This is a genomic window from Streptomyces sp. NBC_01429, assembly GCF_036231945.1.
In the GTDB taxonomy this organism is placed as follows: Bacteria; Actinomycetota; Actinomycetes; order Streptomycetales; family Streptomycetaceae; genus Streptomyces.
The window spans coordinates 2,763,537-2,788,882 of the sequence record NZ_CP109599.1 but is presented as its reverse complement, the minus strand read 5'-3'; the positions used below and the strand labels follow the sequence as shown (position 1 = coordinate 2,788,882).

Here is a 25,346-nt window from a genome sequence, read left to right as displayed (position 1 = left end):
CAGGGAACGGGCAGGAGGCGGCTGGTGACCGTCGATGATTCGGCTTCCGGCGAGGACGCGTCGCCGCCGCCGGACCCCTCGGTTCACCCGAGCCCGCACCACATCGTCGACCACACGGCCGAGCCGACCGACGACCCGCTGGCCATCCGGCTCGAACAGCTGATCCTCGGGGCCGAGCGCCGCTACACGCCCTTCCAGGCCGCCCGTACGGCCGGTGTCTCGATGGACCTGGCGTCCCGCTTCTGGCGGGCGATGGGCTTCGCCGACGTCGGCCAGGCCAGGGCGTTCACCGAGGCCGACGTGCTGGCGCTGCGGCGGCTGTCCGGTCTGGTGGAGGCGGGGCTGCTGAGCGAGCCGATGGCGATCCAGGTGGCCAGGTCGACCGGCCAGACCACCGCCCGGCTGGCGGAGTGGCAGATCGATTCCTTCCTCTCCGGGCTCATCGAGCCGCCCGAGCCGGGGATGACGCGTACCGAGGTCACCTATCCGCTGGTGGAGCTGCTCCTGCCGGAGCTGGAGGAGTTCCTCGTCTACGTGTGGCGGCGCCAGCTCGCCGCCGCCACCGGACGGGTCGTCCAGGCGGCGGACGACGACGAGATGGTCGACCGCAGGCTCGCCGTCGGCTTCGCCGATCTCGTCGGCTTCACCCGGCTGACCCGCCGGCTGGAGGAGGAGGAGCTGGGCGAGCTGGTCGAGGCGTTCGAGACGACCTGCGCCGACCTCGTCGCCGCGCACGGCGGCCGGCTCATCAAGACCCTCGGCGACGAGGTGCTGTACGCGGCGGACGACGCCGGTACGGCGGCGGAGATCGCGCTGCGGCTGATAGAGACCATGACGCACGACGAGACGATGCCGGCGCTGCGCGTCGGTATCGCGTTCGGCACGGTCACCACGCGCATGGGCGACGTCTTCGGCACGACGGTGAACCTCGCGAGCCGGCTGACGTCGATAGCCCCCAAGGACACGGTCCTGGTCGACGGCGCGTTCGCCGAGGAGCTGATCCGCACCGGCGACGTTCCGGCCTCGGAGTCGCAGGCCGCCGAGGCCGCGGCGCAGGCCGAGAAGGAGGGCGCGGCGCCGCCCCCGTACCGCTTCGGTCTCCAGCCGATGTGGCAGCGGCCGGTGCGCGGACTCGGTGTGGTCGAGCCATGGCTCCTGGGGCGGCGCACCGCATAGGATCCCTCCCGGTGAACCGTCGTTAACCACGTCAACCGGGAGGGTGCGGTCATGACCGAGGCCGAGCAGCGGTTCGGGGAGTACGTCGTCGTACGGCGGCACGGCGCGGGCGGCCGGGTCGCTGAGCTGGTCCTCGACCGGCCCAAGGCGATGAACGCGGTGTCCTCGGAGATGGCCCGTTCCATCGCCGCCGCGTGCGCGGAGCTGGCGGCGGACCGGGAGGCGCGGGTGGCGGTGCTGACCTCCACCCACGCGCGGGCCTTCTGCGTCGGCGCGGACCTCAAGGAGCGGAACTCCCTCAGCGACGCCGAGCTGGTGCGCCAGCGGCCGGTCGCGCGCGGCGCGTACGCCGGGGTGCTGGAGCTGCCGATGCCCACGATCGCCGCCGTGCACGGCTACGCGCTGGGCGGCGGCTACGAGCTGGCGCTCGCCTGCGACCTGATCGTGGCCGACCCCACGGCCGTGGTCGGGCTGCCCGAGGTGTCGGTCGGCGTGATTCCCGGCGGTGGCGGTACGCAGCTGCTGCCGCGCCGGGTCGGGGCCGCGCGCGCCGCCGAACTGGTCTTCACCGCGCGGCGCGTGGCGGCGGCCGAGGCGGCCGGTCTCGGCCTGGTCGATCTGCTGGTGGCCGAGGGGGACGACCGCGACGAGGCGCTCGCGCTGGCGGGGCGTATCGCCGCGAACTCGCCCGTCGGCCTGCGCGCCGCCAAGCGCGCGCTGCGGCTCGGGCACGGCCTGGACCTGCGGGCCGGTCTGGAGGTGGAGGACGCGGCGTGGTGGTCCGTCGCCTTCTCGGGCGACCGCGCCGAGGGCGTCGCGGCGTTCAACGAGAAGCGCTCGCCGGAGTGGCCGGGCGAGTAGGGCCGGTTCCGGGTCGCCCCTGAGCCCCGTCGCCACCCCTTGAATCGTCACCCGTTGAACCAACTCACGGTGACCGTCGTTCGCTCCAAGTGATCAAATCACCCCAAACCGTCTTAAGGTGGAGTGATGGGAGTGGATGGGCGACTGCGCGCCATAGTGGCACTTTCCCAGGCGATGGCCGCGGCTCCGGCCGCGCGCGACGCCTGGCTGGCGGCGGCGCTGGGGGCGTGCGAGGCGCTCGGGGGGAGTTTCGCGGCGCTGTCGCTGTGGGAGCGGGACCTCGGGCGGCTCAAGGTGCTGGTGAACGCGGGGGAGCGGGTCGAGGACGAGGAGGAGTTCCCCGAGGACGAGTCGTACCCCGTGCATCAGTTCCCCGAGATCGCCGAGTTCCTGCACGAGCGGTGGACGGGCGGCGGCGGGGCGCACGCGTGGGTGGAGACGGCGGACGCCGGTCCCGTCGGCGGCGGGGCGGGCACGGGGGCCGCGCCCGGCTACTGCCACCAGCGCGTCGCCGCGCTGCGGCGGCGCGGCCGGGGCTGCTGCGTGGTCGCCCCGATCGTGCTGCACGGGCGGGCCTGGGGCGAGCTGTACGTGGCCCGGCCGCGCGGCGCCCCGCTGTTCGACGCGGACGACGCGGACTTCGCCACCGTCATCGCGTCGGTCGTCGCGGCCGGGATCGCCCAGACGGAGCGGCTCGAAGAGGTCCGCAGGCTCGCCTTCACCGACCCGCTGACCGGGCTGGCGAACCGGCGCGCCGTCGATGCGCGGCTGGACGAGGCGATCGGCAGCCACCGGGACGAAGGGGCGGTCGTCAGCCTGGTCGTCTGCGACCTCAACGGCCTCAAGAAGGTCAACGACACCCATGGGCACGCTGTCGGCGACCGGCTGCTGGAACGATTCGGCTCGCTCCTGTCGGTCTGCGGCGCGCGACTGCCGGGCGCGCTGGCGGCCCGCCTCGGCGGCGACGAGTTCTGTCTGCTGACGGTCGGCCCCGAGGCGGACGAGGTGATCGCGGTGGCCGGTGAACTCTGTCTGCGCGCCGCCGAACTGGAGCTGGGCGAGGGGGTGGCGTGCGGGATCGCGTCCACCGGCGACCCGATCGGCGAGGTCCGCTCGGCCCGCCGGCTGTTCCGGCTGGCGGACGCGGCGCAGTACCGCGCGAAGGCCGCCCGGTCGCGGGAGCCGGTGGTGGCGGGCCGCGACGGCGCGGTGATCAGGCTGGCGGACGCGCCCGCGCCGCCGTCGGGCGACCGGCGCCGCTTCCGCGACGCGCCGCCGCCCGCGCCGCCCTCCCCGCCGCCGTCCCCGTCCGCTCCGTAGCGCTCGCCCGAGCGGTGACTTCTCCGGCTAGTGACACTTGGCGATACAGTCCGTACGCTCCTGAATATGGATATGCATACAGTCGTGGTGGGGACGTCGGGGACGACGGCCGAGGACGTCATCGCCGTGGCCCGGGGGCAGGCCCGGGTGGAGCTCTCCGCCGAGGCCCTCGCCGCGCTCGCCGCCGCGCGTGAGGTCGTCGAGGCGCTGGCGGCCAAGCCGGAGCCGGTGTACGGCGTCTCCACCGGGTTCGGCGCTCTCGCCACCCGGCACATCGGCCCCGATCTGCGGGGGCGGCTCCAGCGCAACATCGTGCGGTCGCACGCCGCCGGGATGGGGCCGCGGGTGGAGCGCGAGGTGGTGCGGGCGCTGATGTTCCTGCGCCTCAAGACCCTGGCGTCGGGGCACACCGGGGTACGGCCCGGCGTCGCGCGGACCATGGCGGACGTCCTGAACGCAGGGATCACCCCGGTCGTCCACGAGTTCGGCTCGCTCGGCTGCTCCGGGGACCTCGCGCCGCTCTCGCACTGCGCGCTGACCCTCATGGGCGAGGGCGACGCCGAGGGGCCCGACGGCGTGACCGCGCCCGCCGGCGAGCTGCTCGCCGCGCACGGCATCGAGCCGGTGGAGCTGCGCGAGAAGGAGGGCCTGGCCCTGCTCAACGGCACGGACGGCATGCTCGGCATGCTGGTCATGGCCCTCGCCGACCTGCACCGGCTCTACACCTCCGCCGACATCACCGCCGCGCTCACCCTGGAGGCCCTGCTCGGCACGGACAAGGTCCTGGCGCCCGAGCTGCACGCGATCCGGCCGCACCCCGGCCAGGGCGCCAGCGCCGACAACATGCTGCGGGTGCTCGCCGGGTCCGGGCTGACCGGCCACTTCCAGGCCGACGCCGCGCCCCGGGTGCAGGACGCGTACTCGGTGCGCTGCGCCCCGCAGGTCGCGGGCGCGGGCCGGGACACGCTGGCGTACGCCCGGCTCGTGGCCGACCGGGAGCTGGCCTCGGCGGTCGACAACCCGGTGGTGCTGGCCGACGGCCGGGTGGAGTCCAACGGCAACTTCCACGGCGCCCCGGTGGCGTACGTCCTGGACTTCCTCGCCATCGTCGCAGCCGACCTCGGATCCATCGCCGAGCGCCGTACCGACCGGCTGCTGGACAAGAACCGCTCGCACGGGCTGCCGCCGTTCCTCGCGGACGACGCCGGTGTGGACTCGGGCCTGATGATCGCCCAGTACACCCAGGCCGCGCTGGTCAGCGAGATGAAGCGGCTCGCCGCCCCGGCCTCGGTCGACTCGATCCCGTCCTCCGCGATGCAGGAGGACCATGTCTCGATGGGCTGGTCCGCCGCGCGCAAGCTCCGCACCACCGTCGACAACCTGACCCGTATCGTCGCCGTCGAGCTGTACGCGGCGACGCGCGCGATCGAGCTGCGCGAGGGGCTGACGCCCGCGCCCGCCTCCCGGGCGGTCATCGACGCGCTGCGCGCCACGGGCGTGGCGGGGCCGGGGCCCGACCGGTTCCTGGCCCCCGACCTCGCGGGGGCGGACGCCTTCGTGCGGACCGGAGCGCTGGTCGCGGCCGTGGAGCCGGTCACCGGACCGCTCGCGTAGGGCCCCGGCCGCCCGGAGCCGCGGCTCCGGGCGGCCGGGCGCTCGGGTCGTACGGCCGCTCAGACCGTACGGCCGCCCCTGCGCACCGAGTACGCGACGAAGCCGGCGCCGATGCCCAGACAGACCGTCCCGCCGACGACGTACGGCGTGGTGTCCACGCTGCCCGTGTCGGCGAGGAGCGGCTCGTCCCGGCTCGCGCCGTCGGCGGCGCCGGGTGTTCCGGACTCCTCGTAGCTTTCGAGGGTGAGTCTGCGCTGACCCTCCGTGTGCTGCTGACCCTGCGCCGCTGGTGCGGACTGCTCCTGCCCGCCGGTCCGCCCGCTCGTGTCGCTCGTGGCTTTCGCGGAAGGCACGAACCACAGCGCGCAGAGCAGGGTTCCGGCGGCGGTCGCCGTCAGCAGCGGCCGGCGTGCGACGGACACGTGATCGATCCCCTTTGGACAACGCCGAATTGGCTGAGTGCGCTGATGCTAGTGAAAGCAGCGGGTCGTGGGAAAGTCACGGGGGTCAGGAGCCATACGCTCCGTCGTATGAGCACTTCAGAGACATCACGGTATGTACGGCTGCGCGTGGAATTGGTGCTGGAGGTGGCCGACGCCGAGCGGCTGAGCGCCGCCGCCCTCGACCGCGTGGCCGCCGACGAGACCCTTCCCGACGACGAGCGGGCGCATGCCAGGGCGGCGGTACGGGACGACGGGGCGGAGGCCCTCGCGTATCTGGTGGAGCCGCTCGACCTGGTCAAGGAGGTTCCCGGGATCGATCTCGCCCAGGCGTCCTGGACCAGCGAGCTGATCGACTACGACCCCGACGCGGTGGAGTGGGACCTCGACGACGACGGTGACGACGAGGACGGCGACGGCGACGGCGGCGACGAGACCGGAATCGACGGATCCGCGCAGGTCACAGCCGTGGCCGACGGCGGCGGGGTGGGTGCTGGTCGGGGGTAGCGCCCCGGCATGACACTCTGGTAGGACCGACCCGACCGGTACCTGTGCCGGTCGGTTCGAGCCCCGGACCGCGGCAGCCGACGGGCCGGGGCCCGCCCGTGCCCTCGCGATATTCCGTACGGCATTCCCCGGGGCGAGTGGTGTTCACCACACAATCGGTTGATGTGGAACCGGACGAACCGCCACGGGTGTTCTTAAAGGTTATCGGCAGGGTAAGCGGCGATGATGGAGAAGCGTGTGATGACGGACAGCAAGCGGCGCAAGAGCCTGATGGCCGCGTCCGCAGTGCTCGGTGGCGTTCTGGTGCTCTCGGCGTGCAGTGACGGCGGCGACAAGGCGAGCGCCGGCAGCTCGTCGTCCTCGCAGGCGCAGGCCGACGCGGCCGCCGCCAAGCAGACGTCCGAGGCCCAGATAGCCATCGCGCCGAAGAACGGCGCGACCAACGTCGGGATCAACAACGACGCCAAGGTCACCGTCACCAAGGGCACCCTCACCGAGGTGAAGATGACCACCGCCGACGGCACCGCCGTCAAGGGCACCCTCTCCGACGACGCGAAGAGCTGGCAGCCCGACGCCCAGCTCGAACGCTCCACCGTCTACAAGATCGCCGCCACGGCGAAGGACGCCAAGAACCTCAAGGCGTTCGCGAACTCGTCCTTCACCACGGTCTCGCCCGAGAACAGCTTCATCGGGAACTTCACCCCCGAGGACGGCTCCACGGTCGGCGTCGGCATGCCGGTCTCGATCAACTTCAACAAGGCGATCACCGACAAGAAGGCCGTCGAGGACGGCATCACCGTCACCTCCAGCAGCGGCCAGGAAGTCGTCGGCCACTGGTTCAACGGCCAGCGCCTCGACCTGCGCCCCGACCAGTACTGGCAGGCCGGCTCCACGGTCACCCTCAAGCTCGCCCTGGACGGCGTCGAGGGCGCCAAGGGCGTCTTCGGCGTCCAGGAGAAGACGGTCACCTTCAAGATAGGCCGCGCCCAGGTCAGCACGGTGGACGCCAAGGCCCACACCATGACCGTCACCCGGGACGGCAAGACGGTCAAGACCATCCCGATCTCCGCCGGTTCCCCCGAGAACACGACCTACAACGGCCAGATGGTGATCTCCGAGAAGTTCAAGGAGACCCGGATGAACGGCGCGACGGTCGGCTTCACGGACAGCGACGGCAAGGGCGAGTACGACATCAAGGACGTCCCGCACGCCATGCGGCTGTCGAACTCCGGCACCTTCCTGCACGGCAACTACTGGGGCGCCAAGTCCATCTTCGGTTCCGTCAACACCAGCCACGGCTGTGTGGGCCTCTCGGACACCAAGGGTGCCAACGACCCCAACACCCCCGCCGCGTGGTTCTACAACAGCTCGATGGTCGGTGACGTCGTCATCGTCAAGAACTCCGACGACAAGACCATCCAGCCGGACAACGGCCTCAACGGCTGGAACCTGAGCTGGGCCGACTGGAAGGCCGGCTCGGAAGCCTGACACCCGCGGAACGTAACGTCCGGCGGCGGCACCCCTCGCGGTGCCGCCGCCGTTCGCGTTCTCATCCAGCTCTCACCCCGGCCTTAACTCCTCATCACAACGGGCGCCTAATTTCACGCCCATGTTCTTCACCTATCTCAGGCGCGAGCTGCGCCGTCGCAGAAAGGCGGCGCTCGTCGTCGCCTCGGGGCTCGCCCTGGGAATCGCCCTCGTCATCATCGTCAGCTCGGTCTCCTCCGGCATGAGCCGGGCCCAGGACAAGGTCCTCCAGTCGCTGTACGGCCTCGGCACCGACCTGACCGTCACCAAGGCCGCGACCCCGCCCGGTGAAGGCGGTACGACGGGCCGGCCCCGCTTCGAGTTCGACGCCAAGGGCGACGACGACTCCGACGCCGAGCAGAGCAGCGACCGCGTCATGGTCCAGGGCTTCCAGACCCTGGCCTCCTCCACCGTCACCGAGGTCGCCGGCCAGGACGGCGTCTCCGACGCCGTCGGCGGACTGAGCCTGACCGTCCTCAAGGTCGACGGCGAGTTCAAGCGCGGCGAGTTCACCCAGGACGAGGGCGGGCAGCAGGGCGGCGGCCGGGGCGGCGCGCCCGGCGGCTCCGGCGGTACGGGCGGCTCCGGCGGCGAAGTCCGGGGCGGCGGAGCCTCGTTCGACGTCAACTCGTACACCGTCTACGGCACGGACGTCACCGCGCCCGCCCTCGGCCCGCTGACCTCCTCCAAGCTCACCAAGGGCCGTACGTTCAAGACCACCGAGACCGACGCGGCGGTCGCGGTCGTCGACAGCGCGTACGCCAAGGAGAAGAACCTCGCGGTCGGCAAGACCGTGACCATCTCCAAGACGAAGTTCACCCTCATCGGGATCGCCACCGCCGACAGCGGTGACGCGGCGGCCAACCTCTACATCCCGCTCAAGAAGGCCCAGACGCTGGCCGACTCCAAGAACAAGGTCACCACCGTCTACGTCAAGGCCGCCGACTCGCAGCGGATCGACAGCGTCAAGGCCACCATCCAGAAGAACATCTCGGGCACCACCGTCACCACCTCGGCCGATCTCGCCGACACCGTCTCCGGCTCCCTGTCCACCGCGTCCAACCTCGCCGCGAACGTGGGCAAGTGGCTCTCCATCGCCGTACTCGTCGCGGCCTTCCTGGTGGCGGGGCTGCTCACCTCCTCGGCGGTCAGCCGCCGGGTACGGGAGTTCGGCACGCTCAAGGCGCTCGGCTGGACGAGCGGCCGGGTCACCCGGCAGGTCGTCGGCGAGGCGCTCGTCAACGGGCTGCTCGGCGGGGTGCTCGGGATCGCGCTCGGCCTCGGCGGCGCGTATCTCGTCACGGCCGTCAGCCCGACCCTCACCGCGCAGCTCGGCTCCTCCGGAGGAGGCGGCGGTGGCGGTGGCTTCGGCGGTGGCGGCGGCCCCATGGGCGGCGGTGGCGCCGGCCGGCAGAGCGCGGCCAAGGCCCTCGACATCGCCCTCACCGCGCCCGTCTCGCTCACCACGATCGGCGTCGCCGTCGCGCTCGCCGTGGCCGGTGGCCTGATCGCGGGCGGCTTCGGCGGCTGGCGGGCCTCGCGGCTGCGCCCGGCGGACGCGCTGCGCCGCGTCGAGTGAACGCACGGGCCCACGTCGTCCCGTACAGCCTTTCGCACCATAGGAGTTGAACCGTGTACCAGCTCAGAGGCGTCACCAAGCGCTACACGCGCGGCAAGAAGACCGTCGACGCCCTCGCCGGGGTCGACCTGACCATCGAGGACGGCGGCCGGCTCGTCATCCAGGGGCCCACCGGCGGCGGCAAGTCCACCCTTCTCCAGATGCTCGGCGGACTCGACCGGCCGACCAGCGGCACCATCGAGTTCGACGGGGTGAACCTCGCCGACCTGCCCGAGGCGAAGCTCACCAAGGTACGGGCGGAGTCCATCGGCTTCGTCTTCCAGAGCTTCAACCTCATCCCCACGCTGACCGCTCAGGAGAACGTCGAGACCGCGCTCGTACCCCTCGGCCTCAAGGGCGCCGCCCGGCGCGAACAGGCCGAGCGGGCGCTGGAGTCCGTCGGCCTCGGCGAACGGGCCGGGCATCTGCCGAGCGAACTGTCCGGCGGTCAGCAGCAGCGCGTGGCGATCGCCCGCGCGCTGGTCAAGCGGCCGAAGGTACTGCTCGCCGACGAACCCACCGGAAACCTTGACGAGTCGACACGCGACGACATCATGGAACTGCTGGAAGGACTCTGGAAAGAGCACGGTCTGACCTTCATCATGGTCACGCACGACAGCTCGATAGCCCGGCGCGCGCCCCGGCTCGCGACCATCCGCAAGGGCCGGGTCACGATCACCGAGAACGCCGCCGCCTAGGTCCTGTCCGGGGCCGGTCCAGGACCGGCCCCGGACAGGACCCGGACCCCCAAGTCTGGACGTCCCCGCAACCCGGGGGCGTCACCCCTCTCGTACGCGTAGGTTCGAAGCCATGCTGATCACTCTGGGAAGCCCGCCCTCGGCCGCCGAGACAGCCGCCTGGCACACGGTGGTCGTCGCCGCGCACGACCTGGACCTGCCCGCTTCCGTTCCCGAGCCCAGCACCACGGAGACGGCGGGCAAACTGCGGGTGCACCCGATCGGCGGCCGGACCGTGCACCTGGCGACGACGGCGCCCGACGGGTCGTACGAGGGGGTCGCCTCGCTGCTGCTCTTCACCGAGGCGGAGAACCGTCATACGGCTTTCCTCAACGCCCTGGTGGTCCGGCCCGACGCCCGGCGGCACGGCGTCGGCGCCGCGCTCTGGTCGGCGGTACGGGCCGAACTCGCCTCCGCCGGGCGGGGATCGGTCTCGACGGTGCTCGAAGTCGGCGGCGCGGGAGAGGCGTTCGTGGACAGCCTCGGCTTCACGAACGTGCTGCCGCTCGGCTGGTACGTACAGCGGGTACGGCGGACGCTGGAGGAGATACCGTCGCCGGTGCTCCCCGCCGGTCTGCGCTTCGCGGACTGGACGGGGGTCGTCCCCGACGCGTACGCCGCGTCGTTCGCCCTGGCCCACGACGCGATGCGCGACGCGCCGGCCGGAGCGCTGGACGAGCGGGCCCGCCGCTGGGACGCCGAGCGGGTACGGGCCGCCGCGCGCGTGGTCGAGGAGCGGGGCGGGGTCATCCACACCTCGGCGGTGCTCGACGCCGGGCGGGGCGACGCGGTCGTGGCGTACACCGAGGTGGTCCTCGCCGACCCGGCCGACACCCGCGCGCTCCAGTACGACACGGTGGTCGTCCCGGGCAGCAGGGGGCTTGGGCTGGGGCACGCGGTCAAGCGCCATCTGCTGGACGCCCTGTGCGCGGTGCGCCCCGGCGTACGGGAGATCACCACCACCGTCGCCGACGACAACACCGCGATGCTCGCGGTGAACGAGTCGCTGGGCTACCGGCGCGAGCGCTCGGCGGGCGTCTTCCAGACGAAACTGTAGGGGCCGTTTCCCCGTTCTCGCCGGACCTGGTCGGCGGACTGAGGGGGCCAGCCGCACCGGACCTGGGGCAGCCGCACCGGACCGGGGTCAGCCGCAGCCGTTGTCGCGCGGCAGCCGGTACGCCGAGCCCAGCCGGTAGTCGCCCGGCGCGGTGACCGTCAGCCGCGTCCAGTCGCCCGCGCGCTCCACGCACGCGCCCGGGGCCCTGAGCCACGGCGAGTACGCGATCCGTACGGTCACGGAACCGGCCGCCTCCACGCGTACGGTCAGCTCCGCGCCGTCGGAGCGCACGACGGTGGCGGGCGGCGAGACCAGCGGGACCGCGTCCCGTACCCGGTAGACCGTCCACCAGCGGTCCCCCCACACCCGCTCCAGCCACGCGGGGCCGTCCTCGACGAGCGCGGCCTCGGCGGCGGCGGGACTGTCGGGCTTCGCGTGCGGCACCACGACGAGACCGACCGCCCAGCGGTCCAGCCAGGCGCGGTAGACGGCCGGGTCGAGGACGGCGGTGCCGCCGTGGCCGTCGTAGAAGAGGCGCCCGCGCACCACGTCGAGCTGCCGGTTCCAGCCGCGCGCCATATTGACGTGCGGGGAGAGGACGTCCGCCTCCCGGTGGTTGCGGGCGGGCACCACCTCCACCCGGGTGCGGTCGGCGCCCAGCCGGTCCAGGGCGGCGGCCACCCCGTCGGTGTGCGCGGCCCAGGCGGGCACGGTGGTGGACACCACGAGGTCGTCCTCCGTCTTGCTGAGGAGCCAGTACGTGTTGACGGTGACGGCGACGGCGAGGAGGAGGGCGGGCAGGGCGTGCGCGCGTACCTGTGTGCCGCGGAACGCTGTCCTCCGGAACGTGCGCCTTCGCCACACCGTCCTCCGGAACGCGGTGCGCGGGCCGCTGGCCAGCAGCGCGGCGAGCAGCACCGGTGGCCCCGCGAGCCCCACCAGCCGCTCCACGTTCGTGCCGATCGGCGAGGAGACGAGGAAGGTCAGCACCACCCCGAGCGCGTACACCGCCGCGCCGTACCGCACCACCCGCCACGCGCGCGGCGCCGCGCACCACAGCACCGCGCAGGTCACCAGCGGCATCGACAGCTTGGCCGGACTCATCGGCTGCTCGCCCTGGAACGGGAAGAGCAGCGTCGTCGCCACGACCACCAGCGCGGGCGGCACGATCAGCGAGGCCCCCGTCACCCAGCGCCGGTCGAGCGCGTACGCCGTGCCCGCCACGACGAGGAACAGCCCGGCGACCGGGCTGGCCAGGGTGGCGAGCCCGGCGAGGACCACGGTGAGGATCACGGCCAGGGCCCCGCGCCCCACGCGGAGCAGAGCGAACAGCCCGATGGCGGCCCCCAGCGCGAACGTCGTCCGCCCCGAGGCCACATTGCACCAGAGGGCCACCGCTCCCAGCAGCGCGGGCCACTGGGGCCGCCGTATCCCGGACCGTACGAACAGGGCGCTCATGGCCCAGGTCCCGGCGAGCCCCGCCGCGACCGACACCGTTCTGACGCCCAGGAACGCCATCAACGGCGGCGCCAGCACGCTGTAGTTGGCGGTGTGCGTACCGCCGTACCAGGAGAGGTTGTACGCCGAGCCCGGATGGCGCGCCATGAACCCGGCCCACGCGAACTGCGCCGCGAGATCACCGCCGCCGGTCGCGAGCAGCACGACCCACAGGGCGTAGAGCGGGACGGCGGCGGCGGTCGCCAGCAGCGGCACCCGCCATGCCTGCCGCCGGGGTCCCCGCGTCCCGGCGGTCCCGGCCGCCTCGGCGCTCTGCGCTGCCCCGCCTGTCTCCGCCGCCTCACGGTCCACCACGTCGGCGGCCCGCGTCCGCCCGGCCACGCCCTCGCTGATCCACACGCGGGTCAGCCTACGGGGACGCGTCGGCGGCGCGGGCCGCTGTGGTGGACCGGGCCGGGAGGAAGGGGCGTTACGGGTTGCCGACCAGCTGGACGGGGCCCTTCAGGGCGTTCGGGGTGCAGCCGGGGCCCGACAGGGTCAGCCGTTCCTTCGTACCGACCACGGAGAGCGGTCCCGTGAGCGCGGTGCCGCAGATCTGGACCGTACGGGCGCCGACCGCCTGGACCGGCCCGGTGATCTCGGCGCCCTTCGCGACCAGGCTCGCGCCCGCGCCGACCACGACGGGGCCGGTCAGCTTCGTACCGTTCAGGCAGGTGACGCCGGAGGAGACGACCAGCGGTCCCGTGTGCCTGCCGGTCACCGTCTTCGTGCAGGCGGGGGCGGCGGGGACCCGGGCGCGGAAGTCGAGGGCGTACGCGAGCTTGCCGGGCTTGGCGTCGGAGATCGGGGCGCTGAGCTTCCCGAACTCGCCGCCGGTCGCCTTCTTGCCGTTGTTCCACTCCTTCATCCGGCCGAGTTCGTCGGCGGTGCGGCCGTCGGCGACGACCGTGTCGCCGGGCGTGGCCGACATCGTCTCGGAGGCGGTGCGGATCGCGGAGAGGTACGAGGCGGGGGCGGACAGGTCGTACGCGCCGAGGTCGACGCGCTCACGCAGCCAGGTGCCCCACTGGAACTCCAGGAACTCGGCCGCGTCGGAGGGCGCCTGGTAGCCGATGTCGCGGGTGAAGTAGACGAGGCTGCGGTAGCGGTCGTCGTGGAAGTGGGCGAGGCCGAGGTGCTGCGGAAGCTGGTCGGTGGTGATGGGGCGGTTGTTCTCGTCGCGCAGCCAGACCCGCTTCTTCTCCCGCATGGTCTGCCAGAACGCGGCGCTGGACAGCCCGCTCAGGTTGTCCACGACGCGCAGCCTGATGTGGGTCTTCGGGCCGCCGTCGGGCGTCTCCAGGAAGGAGGTCAGGGTGTGGTGTCCGTCGGTGAGGTAGAGGACTCCGCCGGGGCCGACGACGACCGTCTTCATCGCGGCGCGGGTCTCGTCCGTCTCCTTGCCGACGGGGACGGCGCAGGTGAAGCTCGACGCGTCGGAGAGCTTGGCGCCGGGCTTGACGGTGGCTGCCTTCTCCTGGCCGTTGGTCTCGCACCAGTCGTCGAAGCGCTTGTTGAGGTCGCCGTTCGCCTCGTCCTTGGTGGAGGTGTAGCGGCCGAGCTTGTAGTAGATCTGGTCGAAGCCGATGGCGGGCTGGGTGGGGCGCAGCTGGTCGAGGGTGACATCGAGCAGGTCGCCGGCCTTGGCGCGGGAGGCGGCGGGCGCCTGGGCCGTCGCGGTCGTCGCGGTCGTCGCGACGGCCGGGGTGGCCGGGGTGGCCGCTCCGGCCGTGCCGCTGTTCGCGAGCACACATCCCAGCGCCAGCGCGCCCACGGCGAGGCCCGCCACCGGGCGGCGCGCGCGCCGGGGCCGGTGGCGGAGGTGCTGCGTACGGGCTGAGGCGGGCATACGGTCTCCACGGGGTGGCGGGGGCGGGAGCGCTGCGTGGGGGCATGGGGCGTGGGGCGCGCTGGGTGTCGCGTACATCCACTCATCCGTACCCGTCCCGGGCGGTGGCCACGGGTCGTCGGGTGGGTGGCGGCGGGGTGAACGACCGGCGGTCGGGCGGCTGTCGCGCCGCTGGGGCGGTCACTGACCTGAGCGGGCGCCCTCCTCCGGCGGTGCGGGGAGGACCGGGGGGAGGACCGGGGGCAGGGGGAGGGTCAGGGGTACGGAGTTCGTGTACGTGACCCGGCCGAAGGACGCCACCTTGGCCAGCGCCCACCACGCGCCCGGCGGGCCCCAGGTGCCGTACGGGCTGATCAGGTGCGCGCCCCGCCGCGTGCCTCGCAGGCGGCGGGGCTGGTCAGCAGCGGCGTGAGACGGCCGGGGGCGGTCCGGGTCGGCCGGGCGTCCAGGCCGAGTGCGGACGCGGGGTCCACGGGCGTGAACGGGACGGCGTCCTCCAGCAGTTGCCCCTGGGCGTCGCGGATACGGGCCGCCACGGCGTACGCACCGGGCGCGGTGGCCTCCTCCTGGCGGACGCGGATCTCACCTCGATGGTGATCTTCCTCGCCGGTCCCAAACAGCTGCCCAAGGACGTGTACGAGGCCGCGGGAGTCGACGGTGCCGGGCCGTTCACCCGGTTCCGCCGGATCGCCCTGCCGCTGACGCCGATCGTCTTCTTCAACGTCATCCTTCAGACCGTCGGTTCGGTCCAGACGCTCACCCCCGCCCATGTCGTCAGCAACGGCAGCGGCGGCCCGATCGGGTCGACCATGCTCTGCTCGGCGCTGATGGACGAGCGGCAGCCGGATCCGGAGCTGACACTCACGGAGACGACGCTTACGGCGCCGACGCAGGCGCCGTGGCCGGGGCCGGCGCCGGAGTCGGCCCCGGAGTCGGCCGGAGCCGATGGATCCGCTCCAGGCGGCCGTTGAGCAGATCGTCGTGGTGGAGGGCGAAGTCCCCGTTGGGCAGAGGGATCCCGTCGAAGTGCGAGCCCATCACGGTGCGGGGAAGGAACTGCCGCAATTCATGCCCCATCCCCGCCGGATAGTCGACGGGCGCTCCCCACCCGTCCGGGGCCTCGTCCGTCCCGTACAGCACGAAGTGGTCCGTGGGGACAACGGCGGCGAGGTCGGGCGCCCCGCCGGTGTGGCAGTCGAGGGCCGGCAGGATCAGCAGGTCGGGGGAGAGCGGCGAGTACCACATCAGCAGCGGCTTGGCGCGCGCCGCCTCGGCGTTGTCGAAGCAGCACACCGCGAGGGAGTGCCCAGGGTAGTGGGCGGCGTAGAACTCCAGCAGCTCCGGATCGAGCCTCGGCCGCTTGCGCGGGGGCACCTGATCGAGGGCGGCGGGCAGGAGAGTGGGATCGTCGGCGAGCAGCACGGTGTAGATGTCGTGCTCGAACACCTCGACCTGCGGCTCGTCGTCCGCCCCCATCCAGTCCATGGCGCCGACAGGGGCCACGGCCACGGGCCACGCGGCGTCGACCATCCGGCTGAGCACATCGTCCGCGTGCCCCACCGGGAGGAAGTTCCCCTTCCTCATGCGCCGACGTGCGGGCAGATGCAGGAGCATGGCGTTGCCGTGGGCGTCGCCGGCGAGGTTGACGGCGGTGTTCTGGTACCCGAGGACATGGACCAGCCCATGCGTGGGATGCCGTAGGCGACCTGCGTAGAGAGTGGTCCCCGAGAACGCGGCCCGGTCCATGGAAATGCACATGGCCTCAAGGTAGTTGACGCCGCTCGCCGTGCCCCGGCCGTGCCCCGGCCCGCCTCGTCGCCGGTCAGGCGGCCACGCCGTCCTGCTCGGAGGACAGCCAACTCCGGATGTCCCGGGGGCAACCCGCACCACCCGAGCGCTGCCCCGCAGGGGACGTGGCGGCCGCCAGCCGGGGGGCGGCTGGCCGCGCGTTCCTCCGGCCCGCGCTCACCTCACAGCCAGTCATGCTCCGGAGCCGCCGCCCGCAGCACCTCGCTCGCGCCCTCCAGCACCGGCTCGCCGTGCGGCACGCACAGCGCTTCCCACCTCCAGCGAGGCCAGCCGCCGGAAGGAGGCGACGGCCTGCTGCCTGTCCACGGTGAACGGGCCGAGGCCCCCGGCGTTCCCCGTTCTCCGGTCAGCCCTCGCTCGGCTCCGGCGCCGGGGCGATGCCCGTCGGGCAGGAGCGGCCCCAGTTGGTCTCCGAGGGGGCGTCCAGGTCGACGCCTGTGCCGCCGATGCCGCAGTAGCCGTCCGGGTTCTTGTCCAGGTACTGCTGGTGGTACGGCTCCGCCGGGTAGAAGGTGCGGCCTTCGGCCGGGAGGATCTCCGTGGTGATCTGCTGGTATCCGGCGGCGGTCAGGACCTGCTGGTACGCGTCGCGGGAGGCCGTGGCGGCCTCCGCGTGGGCGGGGGTGTGCGGGTAGAGGGTGGAGCGGTACTGGGTGCCGACGTCGTTGCCCTGGCGGAAGCCCTGGGTGGGGTTGTGGGACTCCCAGAAGACCTTCAGGAGATCGGCGTACGAGACGATCTCGGGGTCGTAGACCACCCGGACCGCCTCCGTGTGCCCGGTCAGGCCCGAGCAGACCTCCTCGTACGTCGGGTTCGGCGTGAAGCCGCCCTGGTAGCCGACCAGGGTCGTCCAGACGCCCTTCGTCTGCCAGAACTTGCGCTCCGCGCCCCAGAAACAGCCCAGGCCGAAGTCCGCGACCTCCAGCCCGCGCGGGTACGGGCCCGTCAGGGGGTTGCCCAGGACCGTGTGGGGCGCGTCCACCGTGAACTCGGGTTCCGGCCGGCCGCGCAGCGCCTGCTCGGGCGTGGGCAGCTCGGGGGTGCGGCGGGACAGGAACATGGTCGGCTCTCCTCGGCTGTGGTGACTGCCCGTACAACGCGGAAGCGGCCCGCGGCATTCCGCCGCCGCGCCGGGGTGCCGCTGTCAGCGCGACAGCGTCGCCGGGCTGCCGCCGTTCGACTCGTATCCGGCGACCGCCAGCGCCCGGTACACCGCGTACTCCGCCGCCGGGTCGCCGTTCAGCGTCCAGGGCAGCGCCCCGACGTGGCCGTCGATCCGTACGAGCTGGTTCATCGCGTCCGACCAGCGCTCGCACCGTACGAGGAAGAGCACCAGCAGATGTCGTACGTGCGAGAGCATCGGGTCGTCCTGGCGGGCGGAGTGGACCGCGTAGAGGGCGCCGTCCACCGCCTTCGTGACCACCGCGCTCTGGTAGAAGCCGCGTACGAGATTGACCTCGGGCAGATGCTCGTGCACCGCGAACAGCGGCAGCGCGGCGAGCAGCGACCCCTGCGGGGCGCGCGCGGCGGCCGTGGTGGCGAACTCGTCCGCCTCCTTGCGCGAGCCGTGCCACTTCTCGCACCAGTAGTGCAGCGCCGCCAGATGCGCGCCCATGTGCGCCGGCGCACGGTCGATGATCTTCGCCCAGAGCTGGTCGAACTGCTCGGGCGAGTAGCCGAGCCCGCGCGCCACCGCCAGCTCCGTGATGTACGGCACCGGATCGCCCGGTGCGAACAGACCGGCCTGGGCGCAGACCGTACGGGCCTCCTCCAGGATGATCCGGAAGTCGTCGCTCCCGGCGGCCGACGACCGCCACGCCTGCTGCACCAGGAACTCCGCGTGCACCGCGGCCCCGCCCGGGTCCTTCGGCGCCTCCGAACGCCACGCCCGCAGCCACGCGCCCCCGATGCCCGGCTTCTGCCGCAGCTCCAGCGAGGCCGCCCCGGCGAACGCCTGGACGCGCTGCCAGCGCACCTCGCCCTCCTTGTCCGTACCGGCGAGCAGCTGCGCGGCGGCCCGCCAGTCCTGGGTGCGCTGGACGACATCGAGCACGTCGAGGAGGTCCTGGTCCGGCCCCGGCAGCCGGATGTCCAGCTCCTCCTGCCGGACGAATCCGTAGGCGGCGGGGTCGGCGGCGTCGGGCGATCCGGGCGCGACCTGGCGGATGCCGCCACCGCGGCGCCTCACGAACGTGACGATGACCGCGCTCAGCATGCACATCGCGATCAGGAACCAGAGAATCTCCATGCGTCCCATTGTCCCGGACGCCGGGGAACTCCTTCCTCCCGGACAGCTGCCCGGCGTCTCACCGCCGCAGGGACGCCACCGGACCGCCGCCGGACCGCTCTGCGCGAGTACGGACACGGCACAGGTCCTTCCGGCACTACGCTCGTCATCCATGAGCCACCAGCACACCAGCGAGCAGCACCACTTCGAGACCCTCGCCATCCACGCGGGCAATACCGCGGACCCCCTCACCGGCGCGGTCGTCCCCCCGATCTACCAGGTGTCCACCTACAAGCAGGACGGTGTCGGCGGCCTGCGCGGCGGATACGAGTACAGCCGCAGCGCCAACCCCACCCGTACCGCTCTGGAGGAGAACCTCGCGGCCCTGGAGGGCGGCCGGCGCGGACTGGCCTTCGCCTCCGGGCTTGCCGCCGAGGACTGCCTGCTGCGTACGCTGCTGGCCCCCGGCGACCACGTCGTGATCCCGAACGACGCGTACGGCGGCACGTTCCGCCTCTTCGCCAAGGTCATCTCCCGCTGGGGCGTGGACTTCTCGGTCGCCGACACCTCCGACCCGGCGGCGGTACGGGCCGCGCTCACGCCGCGCACGAAGATCATCTGGGTCGAGACGCCGTCCAACCCGCTCCTCGGCATCACGGACATCGCCGCCCTCTCCGGGATCGCGCGCTCCGCCGGGGTGCGGCTCGTGGTCGACAACACCTTCGCCAGCCCCTACCTCCAGCAGCCGCTGGCACTGGGCGCCGATGTCGTCGTGCACTCCACCACGAAGTACATGGGCGGTCACTCGGACGTCGTCGGCGGCGCGCTGATCACCGGCGACGCCGAACTGGCGGAGGAACTCGCCTACCACCAGAACGCGATGGGCGCGGTCGCCGGGCCGTTCGACGCCTGGCTGGTGCTGCGCGGCATCAAGACCCTGGCCGTACGGATGGACCGGCACAGCGAGAACGCGACGCGCCTCGCCGAGATGCTCACCCGCCACCCCCGGGTCTCCCAGGTCCTCTACCCGGGCCTGCCCGAGCACCCGGGCCACGAGGTCGCGGCCAAGCAGATGAAGGCGTTCGGCGGGATGATCTCCTTCCGGGTCGCGGACGGCGAGGAGGCGGCGGTCGCGGTCTGCGACCGCACGAAGCTCTTCACGCTGGGCGAGTCCCTGGGCGGCGTCGAGTCCCTGATCGAGCACCCCGGCCGCATGACCCACGCCTCGGCGGCGGGCTCGCCGCTGGAGGTGCCCGCCGATCTGGTGCGGCTGTCGGTCGGCATCGAGTCGGGCGACGACCTGATGGCGGACCTGAAGCAGGCGCTGGGATAGCGGGTACCGGGAGAGCAGGGGGCTGCCGGCGGGAAGGCGGCGGCGATTCCCCACGTACGGTCCCGTATCCGTACGGCCCACGTACCGCCCGCCCGTCCGCTACCACCCCTCCAGCGGTGGCGTCGTCTCGGCGGGCGGTACGTACCAGGGATGTGCCGTCCACGCCCAGACGGTGAACACCAGCACGGCGGCGACGAGCACGGCCCAGAGCAGCCCGTGCGCCGCGCGGCGCAGCCGCAGGAGGCGCGCGCCGCGCCCGGCGGCCCGGGAGACGAGACCGGCGGGCACCTCGGGCCGTTCGCGGTCCAGGATCCGCCGTACCTCGTCCTCCTTGCGAGGGGAGCGGCCCGGGATGTTCCCGCTACTCATGGGCCGCTCGCGGCGGCCGGTGGACCGGTCGCCGGCGGGGCGTCCCGGCCTCGTGCGTCCCCTGTCCCCGACCGGCCCCCTTCCTGCGCATCGTCGTCACCGCCCGTGCGCACAGGACGCGTACCCGCTCGTCCGGAAGGCCGATCAGGGCCGCGGTCTGTTCGGCGGTGAGCCCCTCGTACAGACGCAGTACGAGCACCAGACGCTCCTGCGGGCCGAGCACCGCGAGCACTCCGTCGGCGGGCCGCCCGCTCAGCCGCCGCACGTGGACGCGCCACGCCTCGCGGATGAAGCACTGGGCCAGCGCCTGGCGGGCCCGGTCGTACGGGTCGTCGCCGCGGCGCGGATCCCACTCCACGTACGTACGTGCCAGGGCGGCGATCAGCAGCCGCTGGGCGCGGGGCGCGGCGACGGGCGGTTCGGCCGTCAGCAGCGCGGCGGCGTGCAGCAGCCGGCCGGCCGCGCCCGCGGCGAACGCCTCGAACTCCCGGGCACGACGGCGATCCAGGGCCGCCCGCCGCTCTCGCACGATCTCATCTGAGGCCCGCGACGGGCCGTGGTCAAGAGGGCGTCGGTGTACCGCGCCCGCCGTCCCTCCGCCGTCCCTCAGCCGGTGCCCGCCGCGCGGCTGTGCTCCTCGGCGCCGCCGGTGTCCTGGTCCGCGGCCGGGATCCTGGCCGCGCGGGCCGCCAGCGCCCCGTTGAACCGGGTGAGCAGAGCCGTGAAGGAGTCCCGTTCCTCTTCCGTCCAGCCGTCCGTGACCTGCGCCATCAGCTCGCGCCGCGACGAACGCACCTCCTCCAGCCTGGCCAGCCCGCGCGCCGACAGCTGGAGGACGACCGCGCGCCCGTCCTCCGGGTGCGAGGTGCGCTTGACCAGGCCGGTGTCGACGAGCGGCGCGACCTGCCTGGTCACCGTCGAGGAGTCGATGCCCATACCGGCGGCCAGGGCCTTGACACCCATGGGACCCTCCCGGTCGAGCCGGTTGAGCAGCAGATACGCGGCGCGGTCCATCGAATTGCGGACCTGGCCGACACCGCCGAGCCGGGTCTGTTCGGCCCGCCGGGCGAAGACGGCCACCTGGTGCTGGAGGGCATCGAGGAGTACGGCGTCGTCCGAGGGGTCGGCCGGCCGCTCCCGGGAGGCCGACGCAGCGGAAGTCATGTCCTGAATGGGGGGCATGGCTGGGGGCTCTCTGGTGCGGGGGTCGGATGGTTGTGGAAAGGGTACGCGGCCAGGGCCCGGACCGTACCTGTCCCGTACAAACCACTGGACACCGCCGGTTACCCCTCCGGGCACCCACAGGCCGCCCGCCGGGCACCCGCGGGCCGGTACCGCTCGCGTGTCCGCCCACGCGGTGGACGCCGAAGGCCCTCCCGCCGCTGAACTGCGAGACTGACAGACATGAGCTCCAGTACGTCCCGCACCTCCCGCACCTCCGGCACCTCCCGCCCCCTCATCCTCGATGACATCCGCGGGGCGCAGAAGATGCTCTCCGGTGTGGCGCGGGCGACCGCGATGGAGGGCAGCCGCTATCTGACGCAGCTCGTCGGCGCCCCCGTGCACCTCAAATGCGAGAACCTCCAGCGGACCGGATCGTTCAAGCTGCGCGGCGCGTACGTACGGATCGCCGGACTCTCCCCGGAGGAGCGCGCGGCCGGTGTCGTCGCGGCCAGCGCGGGCAACCACGCGCAGGGCGTCGCCCTCGCCTCCACCCTGCTCGGTGTGCGGTCCACCGTCTTCATGCCGGTCGGAGCCCCGCTGCCGAAGGTCGCCGCGACCCGCGACTACGGCGCGGAGGTACGGCTGCACGGCCAGGTCGTGGACGAGACCCTGGCCGCCGCGCAGGAGTACGCGCACAGCACCGGCGCGGTCTTCATCCACCCCTTCGACCACCCGGACATCATCGCCGGCCAGGGCACGGTCGGCCTGGAGATCCTGGAGCAGTGCCCCGAGGTGCGGACGATCATCGTCGGGATGGGCGGCGGAGGTCTCGCCGCCGGGATCGCCCTCGCCGTGAAGTCGCTGCGCCCGGACGTCCAGGTGATCGGGGTGCAGGCGGCGGGCGCCGCCGCGTATCCGCCCTCGCTGCGGGCGGGCCGCCCCATGGTGGTGGACGCGTTGCAGACGATGGCGGACGGCATCAAGGTGGGGCGCCCGGGGGACATCCCGTTCCAGCTGGTCCAGGAGCTGGTGGACGAGGTGGTCACCGTCTCCGAGGACGAGCTGTCCAGCGCGCTGCTGCTCTGTCTGGAGCGGGCGAAGATGGTGGTGGAACCGGCGGGGGCGAGCCCGGTGGCCGCGCTGCTGAGCGACCCCGGGGCGTTTCGCGGCCCGGTCGTCGCGGTGCTGTCGGGCGGCAACGTCGACCCCGTACTGATGCAGCGCATCCTCCGGCACGGCATGGCCGCTGCGGGCCGCTATCTGAGCCTGCGGCTGCGGGTCACGGACCGGCCGGGCGCGCTGGCGACGATGCTCGGGGTGCTGTCGGTGGCCGACGCCAATGTGCTGGACGTGAGCCATGTACGGACGGATCCCCGGCTCGGCCTGACGGAGGCGGACGTCGAGGTGCACCTGGAGACGAAGGGCCCCGCGCACTGCACGGAGGTCGCGGCGGCGCTCCGGGCGGCCGGCTACACGATTCTGGGCTGAGACGGGCCGACGCGGGCCGATGCGGGCCGAGACGGGCCGAGGCGCTTCGCGCCGCACCCGCGCCCGGCACACGGGAGGTCCCGGCACACGGAGGTCCCGGCACACGGAAGGACCGGCACCACGGCCGGCGGACACTGTCCCGTCGGCCGGTGGTCCCGGCCCTTCGTCTGTTCGTGGGCACACACGGACGCCGCGTGCGCGGCCGTCCCGGCGCTCTAGCCCTGGTAGGGCTTGGCGGCGAGGATCTTGACGGAGGCGCTCTTGCCGTTCGGCAGCTCGTACTCCGCGTTGTCGCCGACCTTCTTGCCGTTCACACCGCGGCCCAGCGGGGACTGCGGCGAGTAGGTCTCGATGTCCGAGCTGGCGTACTCGCGCGACGCCAGCAGGAAGTTCAGGGTGTCGTCCTCGTCGCCGTCGAAGGCGATGGTGACGACCATGCCGGGCTCGACGATGCCGTCGTCCGCCGGGGCCTCGCCGACCTTGGCGTTCTGGAGCAGCTGGGTGAGCTGGCGCACGCGCAGCTCCTGCTTGCCCTGCTCCTCCTTGGCCGCGTGGTACCCGCCGTTCTCCTTCAGGTCACCCTCATCACGGGCCGCCGAGATCTTGACAGCGATCTCCGTGCGGGCGGGACCAGACAGGTAGTCCAGCTCGGCCTTGAGCTGGTTGTACGCCTCCTGGGTGAGCCAGGTGACGTTCTCGCTGGTCTGGGTCACAGGTGCTCCTCGTAGGTACCGGGAATACAAAGCAACGCCCTACCCAGAAGGATGTGCCTTCTCGGGTGGGCGAAACCACGAGCCTAACAATTTCGTGGCGCGAGGGGGAGGACAATTGCCGTCAGAAATGCGTCGGCGCAGGTCAGCGCCGATGTGTACGGCGGGGCGCTGTGCGGGCACTCAGCGTGCCCGTAGGCCGAGGACCGGACGGCGCCCCGGAGACCGGCGCGGACCTCAGTCCGACGTACAGCCGATCAGCTCGGTGGCCGTCGCGCTCTCCGTCGTACGGATCGTGACGACCGTGTCGATCCTGGTCTCGCCCCCGCCGAAGCGGACGTCCTTGCGGCCGACCTCGGCGCCGCTCTCCGCGAGGGAGCGCAACGTACAGCTTCCGGTGGCGTCCAGGTCCTTGCGGACCTCCAGGTGCGCCTCGACCTCGGTGGCGGAAATCCGTTTGAATTTGATCAGCTCGCCGGAGACACTCCGGTCGACCACGTAGTGGTAGCCGAACCAGCCGACGAGAGCGATCAGGAGGGCGCCGAGCAGAGCGCCCAGACGCCGCAGCCGTTGGTCCGCGCGCTGGTCCGCCGAGCGGCCGTAGCGGCCCTGGGGAAGGTCCTCGCGCACCGCGGCCATGATCGGTTCCTCTCGGATTCAGACAGCCGGAATTTCCGTCCCCCGATATCCGTCACTATAGAAGCCGACCGATGCGACACATCACTGAGGACCGAGTCTTGACTGACCAGCTGCGACTGATGGCCGTCCATGCCCACCCCGACGACGAGTCGAGCAAGGGCGCGGCCACGATGGCCAAGTACGTGTCCGAGGGGGTGGACGTGCTGGTCGTGACCTGCACGGGAGGCGAGCGCGGCTCCATCCTCAACCCCAAACTTCAAGGTGACGCCTTTATCGAGGCGAACATCCACGAGGTGCGCAGGAAAGAGATGGACGAGGCGCGGGAGATCCTCGGCGTCGGCCAGGAATGGCTGGGGTACGTGGACTCCGGGCTGCCGGAGGGCGACCCGCTGCCGCCGCTGCCCGAGGGCTGCTTCGCCCTTGAGGACACCGACGAGGCGGCCGGCCGGCTCGTCCGCTCGATCCGCTCCTTCCGGCCGCAGGTGATCACCACCTACGACGAGAACGGCGGGTACCCGCACCCCGACCACATCATGACCCACAAGATCTCCATGGTGGCCTTCGAGGGCGCCGCGGACGCCGTGAAGTACCCCGAGGACGAGTTCGGTCCCGTCTGGCAGCCCATGAAGCTCTACTACAACCAGGGCTTCAACCGGCCGCGTACGGTCGCGCTGCACGAGGCGCTGCTGGCGCGCGGCCTGGAGTCCCCGTACGGCGACTGGCTGAAGCGGTGGGACGAGTTCGGGCGCGACGAGCGGACGCTCACGACGTACGTCCCGTGCGACGACTTCTTCGAGATCCGGGACAAGGCGCTGATCGCGCACGCCACCCAGATCGACCCCGACGGCGGCTGGTTCCGTATCCCGCTCGACCTCCAGCGGGAGATCTGGCCGACGGAGGAGTACGAGCTGGCGAAGGCGCTCGTCGGTACGTCCCTCCCCGAGAGCGACCTCTTCGCGGGCATCCGCGACAATGCCTGATATGTATGCGACCCAGGCATTGACGCAGGTGGTTCCTCTCGCCCAGGACCTCGACCAGAACAAGGTGACGCCCGGCGTGCTCGGGTTCATCGTGTTCGCGGTGATGGCGGGCGGTGTGTGGCTGCTGATGAAGTCCATGAACCGGCACATGAACATGGTCAACTTCGAGGAGCCGGCGCAGCAGTCGCAGCCGACGGCCGGGACGGCGCGGACCGCGACGCCCGCCGAGCCCGCCACGGCCTCCGAGCCGCGCGGCGAGTAGGCGACCGGGAACGTCGGCGCGTCCTCCGGACCGCCCCCGGACCGCCCCCACCGGGCGGGCGGTCCGGAGTGCCGCCGTACCCGGTCGGGCCGAAGTGCCGACGGGCGGGCCTGTCGGGCGGGGGCGACCCGCGCCCGTCAGTCGGGGGGTGCACCGCACCCG

The 25,346-nt window shown here is 72.5% G+C and carries 26 protein-coding genes; 14 read left to right on the top strand and 12 right to left on the bottom strand.

All coding sequences use genetic code 11. The annotated features are described in order from the left end of the window. Nucleotides 1–24 precede the first annotated feature (24 nt). From OG627_RS11750 to hutH, 4 genes are all read left to right on the top strand, one after another. Nucleotides 25–1,176: an adenylate/guanylate cyclase domain-containing protein gene (locus OG627_RS11750; protein WP_329064158.1), complete on the top strand. Its 1,152-nt coding sequence runs from the start codon at nucleotides 25–27 to the stop codon at nucleotides 1,174–1,176. 51 nt (nucleotides 1,177–1,227) lie between these two features. After that, nucleotides 1,228–2,037, top strand: a complete 810-nt coding sequence (locus tag OG627_RS11745; RefSeq protein ID WP_329064156.1) for an enoyl-CoA hydratase/isomerase family protein — start codon at nucleotides 1,228–1,230, stop codon at nucleotides 2,035–2,037. A 123-nt stretch (nucleotides 2,038–2,160) separates the two neighbouring features. Continuing rightward, nucleotides 2,161–3,357: a GGDEF domain-containing protein gene (locus OG627_RS11740; RefSeq protein ID WP_329064154.1), complete on the top strand. Its 1,197-nt coding sequence runs from the start codon at nucleotides 2,161–2,163 to the stop codon at nucleotides 3,355–3,357. A 72-nt stretch (nucleotides 3,358–3,429) separates the two neighbouring features. Next, complete coding sequence (hutH, locus tag OG627_RS11735; RefSeq protein ID WP_329072585.1) at nucleotides 3,430–4,971, top strand: histidine ammonia-lyase; 1,542 nt, start codon at nucleotides 3,430–3,432, stop codon at nucleotides 4,969–4,971. Nucleotides 4,972–5,030: 59 nt separating this feature from the next. Here hutH and OG627_RS11730 read toward each other — a convergent pair whose 3' ends face one another. Beyond that, complete coding sequence (locus OG627_RS11730; protein WP_329064152.1) at nucleotides 5,031–5,393, bottom strand: hypothetical protein; 363 nt, start codon at nucleotides 5,391–5,393, stop codon at nucleotides 5,031–5,033. A 108-nt stretch (nucleotides 5,394–5,501) separates the two neighbouring features. Here OG627_RS11730 and OG627_RS11725 point away from each other — a divergent pair, with 108 nt between their 5' ends. The 5 genes from OG627_RS11725 to OG627_RS11705 all read left to right on the top strand — a co-directional run bounded on the left by OG627_RS11725 (nucleotide 5,502) and on the right by OG627_RS11705 (nucleotide 10,857). Further along, on the top strand, nucleotides 5,502–5,918 hold the full coding sequence (locus OG627_RS11725; protein ID WP_329064150.1) for a hypothetical protein: 417 nt from the start codon (nucleotides 5,502–5,504) through the stop codon (nucleotides 5,916–5,918). 225 nt (nucleotides 5,919–6,143) lie between these two features. Continuing rightward, nucleotides 6,144–7,406, top strand: a complete 1,263-nt coding sequence (locus tag OG627_RS11720; RefSeq protein WP_329072583.1) for a L,D-transpeptidase — start codon at nucleotides 6,144–6,146, stop codon at nucleotides 7,404–7,406. 121 nt (nucleotides 7,407–7,527) lie between these two features. Then, nucleotides 7,528–9,024: an ABC transporter permease gene (locus OG627_RS11715; RefSeq protein WP_329064148.1), complete on the top strand. Its 1,497-nt coding sequence runs from the start codon at nucleotides 7,528–7,530 to the stop codon at nucleotides 9,022–9,024. Nucleotides 9,025–9,077: 53 nt separating this feature from the next. After that, a complete protein-coding gene (locus OG627_RS11710; protein WP_329064146.1) occupies nucleotides 9,078–9,761 on the top strand; it encodes an ABC transporter ATP-binding protein in 684 nt (227 codons plus the stop codon). A 112-nt stretch (nucleotides 9,762–9,873) separates the two neighbouring features. Continuing rightward, entirely contained in the window at nucleotides 9,874–10,857 is a 984-nt protein-coding gene (locus tag OG627_RS11705) for a GNAT family N-acetyltransferase (RefSeq protein ID WP_329064144.1), read from the top strand. 87 nt (nucleotides 10,858–10,944) lie between these two features. Here OG627_RS11705 and OG627_RS11700 read toward each other — a convergent pair whose 3' ends face one another. The 3 genes from OG627_RS11700 to OG627_RS11690 all read right to left on the bottom strand — a co-directional run bounded on the left by OG627_RS11700 (nucleotide 10,945) and on the right by OG627_RS11690 (nucleotide 14,739). Continuing rightward, complete coding sequence (locus OG627_RS11700; protein ID WP_329072581.1) at nucleotides 10,945–12,570, bottom strand: hypothetical protein; 1,626 nt, start codon at nucleotides 12,568–12,570, stop codon at nucleotides 10,945–10,947. A 214-nt stretch (nucleotides 12,571–12,784) separates the two neighbouring features. Further along, a complete protein-coding gene (locus tag OG627_RS11695) occupies nucleotides 12,785–14,203 on the bottom strand; it encodes a ParB/Srx family N-terminal domain-containing protein (protein WP_329064143.1) in 1,419 nt (472 codons plus the stop codon). Nucleotides 14,204–14,556: 353 nt separating this feature from the next. Then, nucleotides 14,557–14,739, bottom strand: a complete 183-nt coding sequence (locus tag OG627_RS11690) for a hypothetical protein (protein ID WP_329064141.1) — start codon at nucleotides 14,737–14,739, stop codon at nucleotides 14,557–14,559. Nucleotides 14,740–14,793: 54 nt separating this feature from the next. On the opposite strand from OG627_RS11690, the gene OG627_RS11685 reads away from it, so the two are divergent. Beyond that, nucleotides 14,794–15,174 carry a carbohydrate ABC transporter permease gene (locus OG627_RS11685; protein WP_329064139.1) on the top strand — a complete coding sequence of 127 codons (381 nt, stop codon included), beginning with the start codon at nucleotides 14,794–14,796 and terminating at the stop codon, nucleotides 15,172–15,174. Here OG627_RS11685 and OG627_RS11680 read toward each other — a convergent pair. The 3 genes from OG627_RS11680 to OG627_RS11670 form a co-directional block, all read right to left on the bottom strand. Next, nucleotides 15,080–15,961 (bottom strand): hypothetical protein, encoded by an 882-nt coding sequence (locus tag OG627_RS11680; protein WP_329064137.1) that lies wholly within the window; start codon nucleotides 15,959–15,961, stop codon nucleotides 15,080–15,082. The genes OG627_RS11685 and OG627_RS11680 overlap by 95 nt on opposite strands. Before the next feature lie 397 nt (nucleotides 15,962–16,358). Beyond that, nucleotides 16,359–17,072 carry a peptide-methionine (S)-S-oxide reductase MsrA gene (gene msrA / locus OG627_RS11675; protein ID WP_329064135.1) on the bottom strand — a complete coding sequence of 238 codons (714 nt, stop codon included), beginning with the start codon at nucleotides 17,070–17,072 and terminating at the stop codon, nucleotides 16,359–16,361. Between the two features lie 84 nt (nucleotides 17,073–17,156). Continuing rightward, on the bottom strand, nucleotides 17,157–18,260 hold the full coding sequence (locus tag OG627_RS11670; RefSeq protein WP_329064134.1) for a hypothetical protein: 1,104 nt from the start codon (nucleotides 18,258–18,260) through the stop codon (nucleotides 17,157–17,159). Nucleotides 18,261–18,411: 151 nt separating this feature from the next. Between OG627_RS11670 and OG627_RS11665 the strand changes: the two genes are divergently transcribed. After that, nucleotides 18,412–19,572: a cystathionine gamma-synthase gene (locus tag OG627_RS11665; protein ID WP_329064132.1), complete on the top strand. Its 1,161-nt coding sequence runs from the start codon at nucleotides 18,412–18,414 to the stop codon at nucleotides 19,570–19,572. Nucleotides 19,573–19,671: 99 nt separating this feature from the next. Here the strand turns inward: OG627_RS11665 and OG627_RS11660 are convergent, their stop codons facing one another. The 3 genes from OG627_RS11660 to OG627_RS11650 form a co-directional block, all read right to left on the bottom strand. Continuing rightward, on the bottom strand, nucleotides 19,672–19,941 hold the full coding sequence (locus tag OG627_RS11660) for a hypothetical protein (protein ID WP_329064131.1): 270 nt from the start codon (nucleotides 19,939–19,941) through the stop codon (nucleotides 19,672–19,674). After that, complete coding sequence (locus OG627_RS11655) at nucleotides 19,934–20,470, bottom strand: sigma factor-like helix-turn-helix DNA-binding protein (RefSeq protein WP_329064129.1); 537 nt, start codon at nucleotides 20,468–20,470, stop codon at nucleotides 19,934–19,936. The genes OG627_RS11660 and OG627_RS11655 overlap by 8 nt, the downstream gene beginning before the upstream one ends. Nucleotides 20,471–20,547: 77 nt before the next feature. Then, nucleotides 20,548–21,123 carry a MarR family winged helix-turn-helix transcriptional regulator gene (locus OG627_RS11650; RefSeq protein ID WP_443073457.1) on the bottom strand — a complete coding sequence of 192 codons (576 nt, stop codon included), beginning with the start codon at nucleotides 21,121–21,123 and terminating at the stop codon, nucleotides 20,548–20,550. A 222-nt stretch (nucleotides 21,124–21,345) separates the two neighbouring features. Between OG627_RS11650 and ilvA the strand changes: the two genes are divergently transcribed. Next, on the top strand, nucleotides 21,346–22,593 hold the full coding sequence (gene ilvA, locus OG627_RS11645; protein WP_329064125.1) for a threonine ammonia-lyase: 1,248 nt from the start codon (nucleotides 21,346–21,348) through the stop codon (nucleotides 22,591–22,593). A 215-nt stretch (nucleotides 22,594–22,808) separates the two neighbouring features. Here the strand turns inward: ilvA and greA are convergent, their stop codons facing one another. Together greA and OG627_RS11635 are read right to left on the bottom strand one after the other, a co-directional pair. Next, nucleotides 22,809–23,306 (bottom strand): transcription elongation factor GreA, encoded by a 498-nt coding sequence (gene greA, locus OG627_RS11640; protein WP_329064123.1) that lies wholly within the window; start codon nucleotides 23,304–23,306, stop codon nucleotides 22,809–22,811. Between the two features lie 234 nt (nucleotides 23,307–23,540). Continuing rightward, complete coding sequence (locus OG627_RS11635) at nucleotides 23,541–23,942, bottom strand: DUF4307 domain-containing protein (protein ID WP_329064120.1); 402 nt, start codon at nucleotides 23,940–23,942, stop codon at nucleotides 23,541–23,543. A 98-nt stretch (nucleotides 23,943–24,040) separates the two neighbouring features. Between OG627_RS11635 and mca the strand changes: the two genes are divergently transcribed. Together mca and OG627_RS11625 are read left to right on the top strand one after the other, a co-directional pair. Beyond that, the gene (gene mca, locus OG627_RS11630; protein WP_329064118.1) at nucleotides 24,041–24,922 is read left to right on the top strand and encodes a mycothiol conjugate amidase Mca; all 882 of its coding nucleotides are present in this window, start codon (nucleotides 24,041–24,043) and stop codon (nucleotides 24,920–24,922) included. Between the two features lies 1 nt (nucleotide 24,923). Continuing rightward, a complete protein-coding gene (locus OG627_RS11625; RefSeq protein WP_329064116.1) occupies nucleotides 24,924–25,184 on the top strand; it encodes a hypothetical protein in 261 nt (86 codons plus the stop codon). Nucleotides 25,185–25,346: the final 162 nt, after the last annotated feature.

What these genes read in the sequence shown, in the direction of transcription:
- OG627_RS11745 (WP_329064156.1), top strand. Translation starts at nt 1,228, where the DNA reads ATGACCGAGGCCGAGCAGCGGTTCGGGGAGTACGTCGTCGTACGGCGG.
- hutH (WP_329072585.1), top strand. Translation starts at nt 3,430, where the DNA reads ATGCATACAGTCGTGGTGGGGACGTCGGGGACGACGGCCGAGGACGTC.
- OG627_RS11725 (WP_329064150.1), top strand. Translation starts at nt 5,502, where the DNA reads ATGAGCACTTCAGAGACATCACGGTATGTACGGCTGCGCGTGGAATTG.
- OG627_RS11720 (WP_329072583.1), top strand. Translation starts at nt 6,144, where the DNA reads ATGGAGAAGCGTGTGATGACGGACAGCAAGCGGCGCAAGAGCCTGATG.
- OG627_RS11715 (WP_329064148.1), top strand. Translation starts at nt 7,528, where the DNA reads ATGTTCTTCACCTATCTCAGGCGCGAGCTGCGCCGTCGCAGAAAGGCG.
- OG627_RS11705 (WP_329064144.1), top strand. Translation starts at nt 9,874, where the DNA reads ATGCTGATCACTCTGGGAAGCCCGCCCTCGGCCGCCGAGACAGCCGCC.
- OG627_RS11695 (WP_329064143.1), bottom strand. Translation starts at nt 14,203, where the DNA reads ATGCCCGCCTCAGCCCGTACGCAGCACCTCCGCCACCGGCCCCGGCGC.
- OG627_RS11685 (WP_329064139.1), top strand. Translation starts at nt 14,794, where the DNA reads ATGGTGATCTTCCTCGCCGGTCCCAAACAGCTGCCCAAGGACGTGTAC.
- OG627_RS11680 (WP_329064137.1), bottom strand. Translation starts at nt 15,961, where the DNA reads ATGTGCATTTCCATGGACCGGGCCGCGTTCTCGGGGACCACTCTCTAC.
- msrA (WP_329064135.1), bottom strand. Translation starts at nt 17,072, where the DNA reads ATGTTCCTGTCCCGCCGCACCCCCGAGCTGCCCACGCCCGAGCAGGCG.
- OG627_RS11670 (WP_329064134.1), bottom strand. Translation starts at nt 18,260, where the DNA reads ATGGAGATTCTCTGGTTCCTGATCGCGATGTGCATGCTGAGCGCGGTC.
- OG627_RS11665 (WP_329064132.1), top strand. Translation starts at nt 18,412, where the DNA reads ATGAGCCACCAGCACACCAGCGAGCAGCACCACTTCGAGACCCTCGCC.
- OG627_RS11660 (WP_329064131.1), bottom strand. Translation starts at nt 19,941, where the DNA reads ATGAGTAGCGGGAACATCCCGGGCCGCTCCCCTCGCAAGGAGGACGAG.
- OG627_RS11650 (WP_443073457.1), bottom strand. Translation starts at nt 21,123, where the DNA reads ATGCCCCCCATTCAGGACATGACTTCCGCTGCGTCGGCCTCCCGGGAG.
- ilvA (WP_329064125.1), top strand. Translation starts at nt 21,346, where the DNA reads ATGAGCTCCAGTACGTCCCGCACCTCCCGCACCTCCGGCACCTCCCGC.
- OG627_RS11635 (WP_329064120.1), bottom strand. Translation starts at nt 23,942, where the DNA reads ATGGCCGCGGTGCGCGAGGACCTTCCCCAGGGCCGCTACGGCCGCTCG.
- OG627_RS11625 (WP_329064116.1), top strand. Translation starts at nt 24,924, where the DNA reads ATGTATGCGACCCAGGCATTGACGCAGGTGGTTCCTCTCGCCCAGGAC.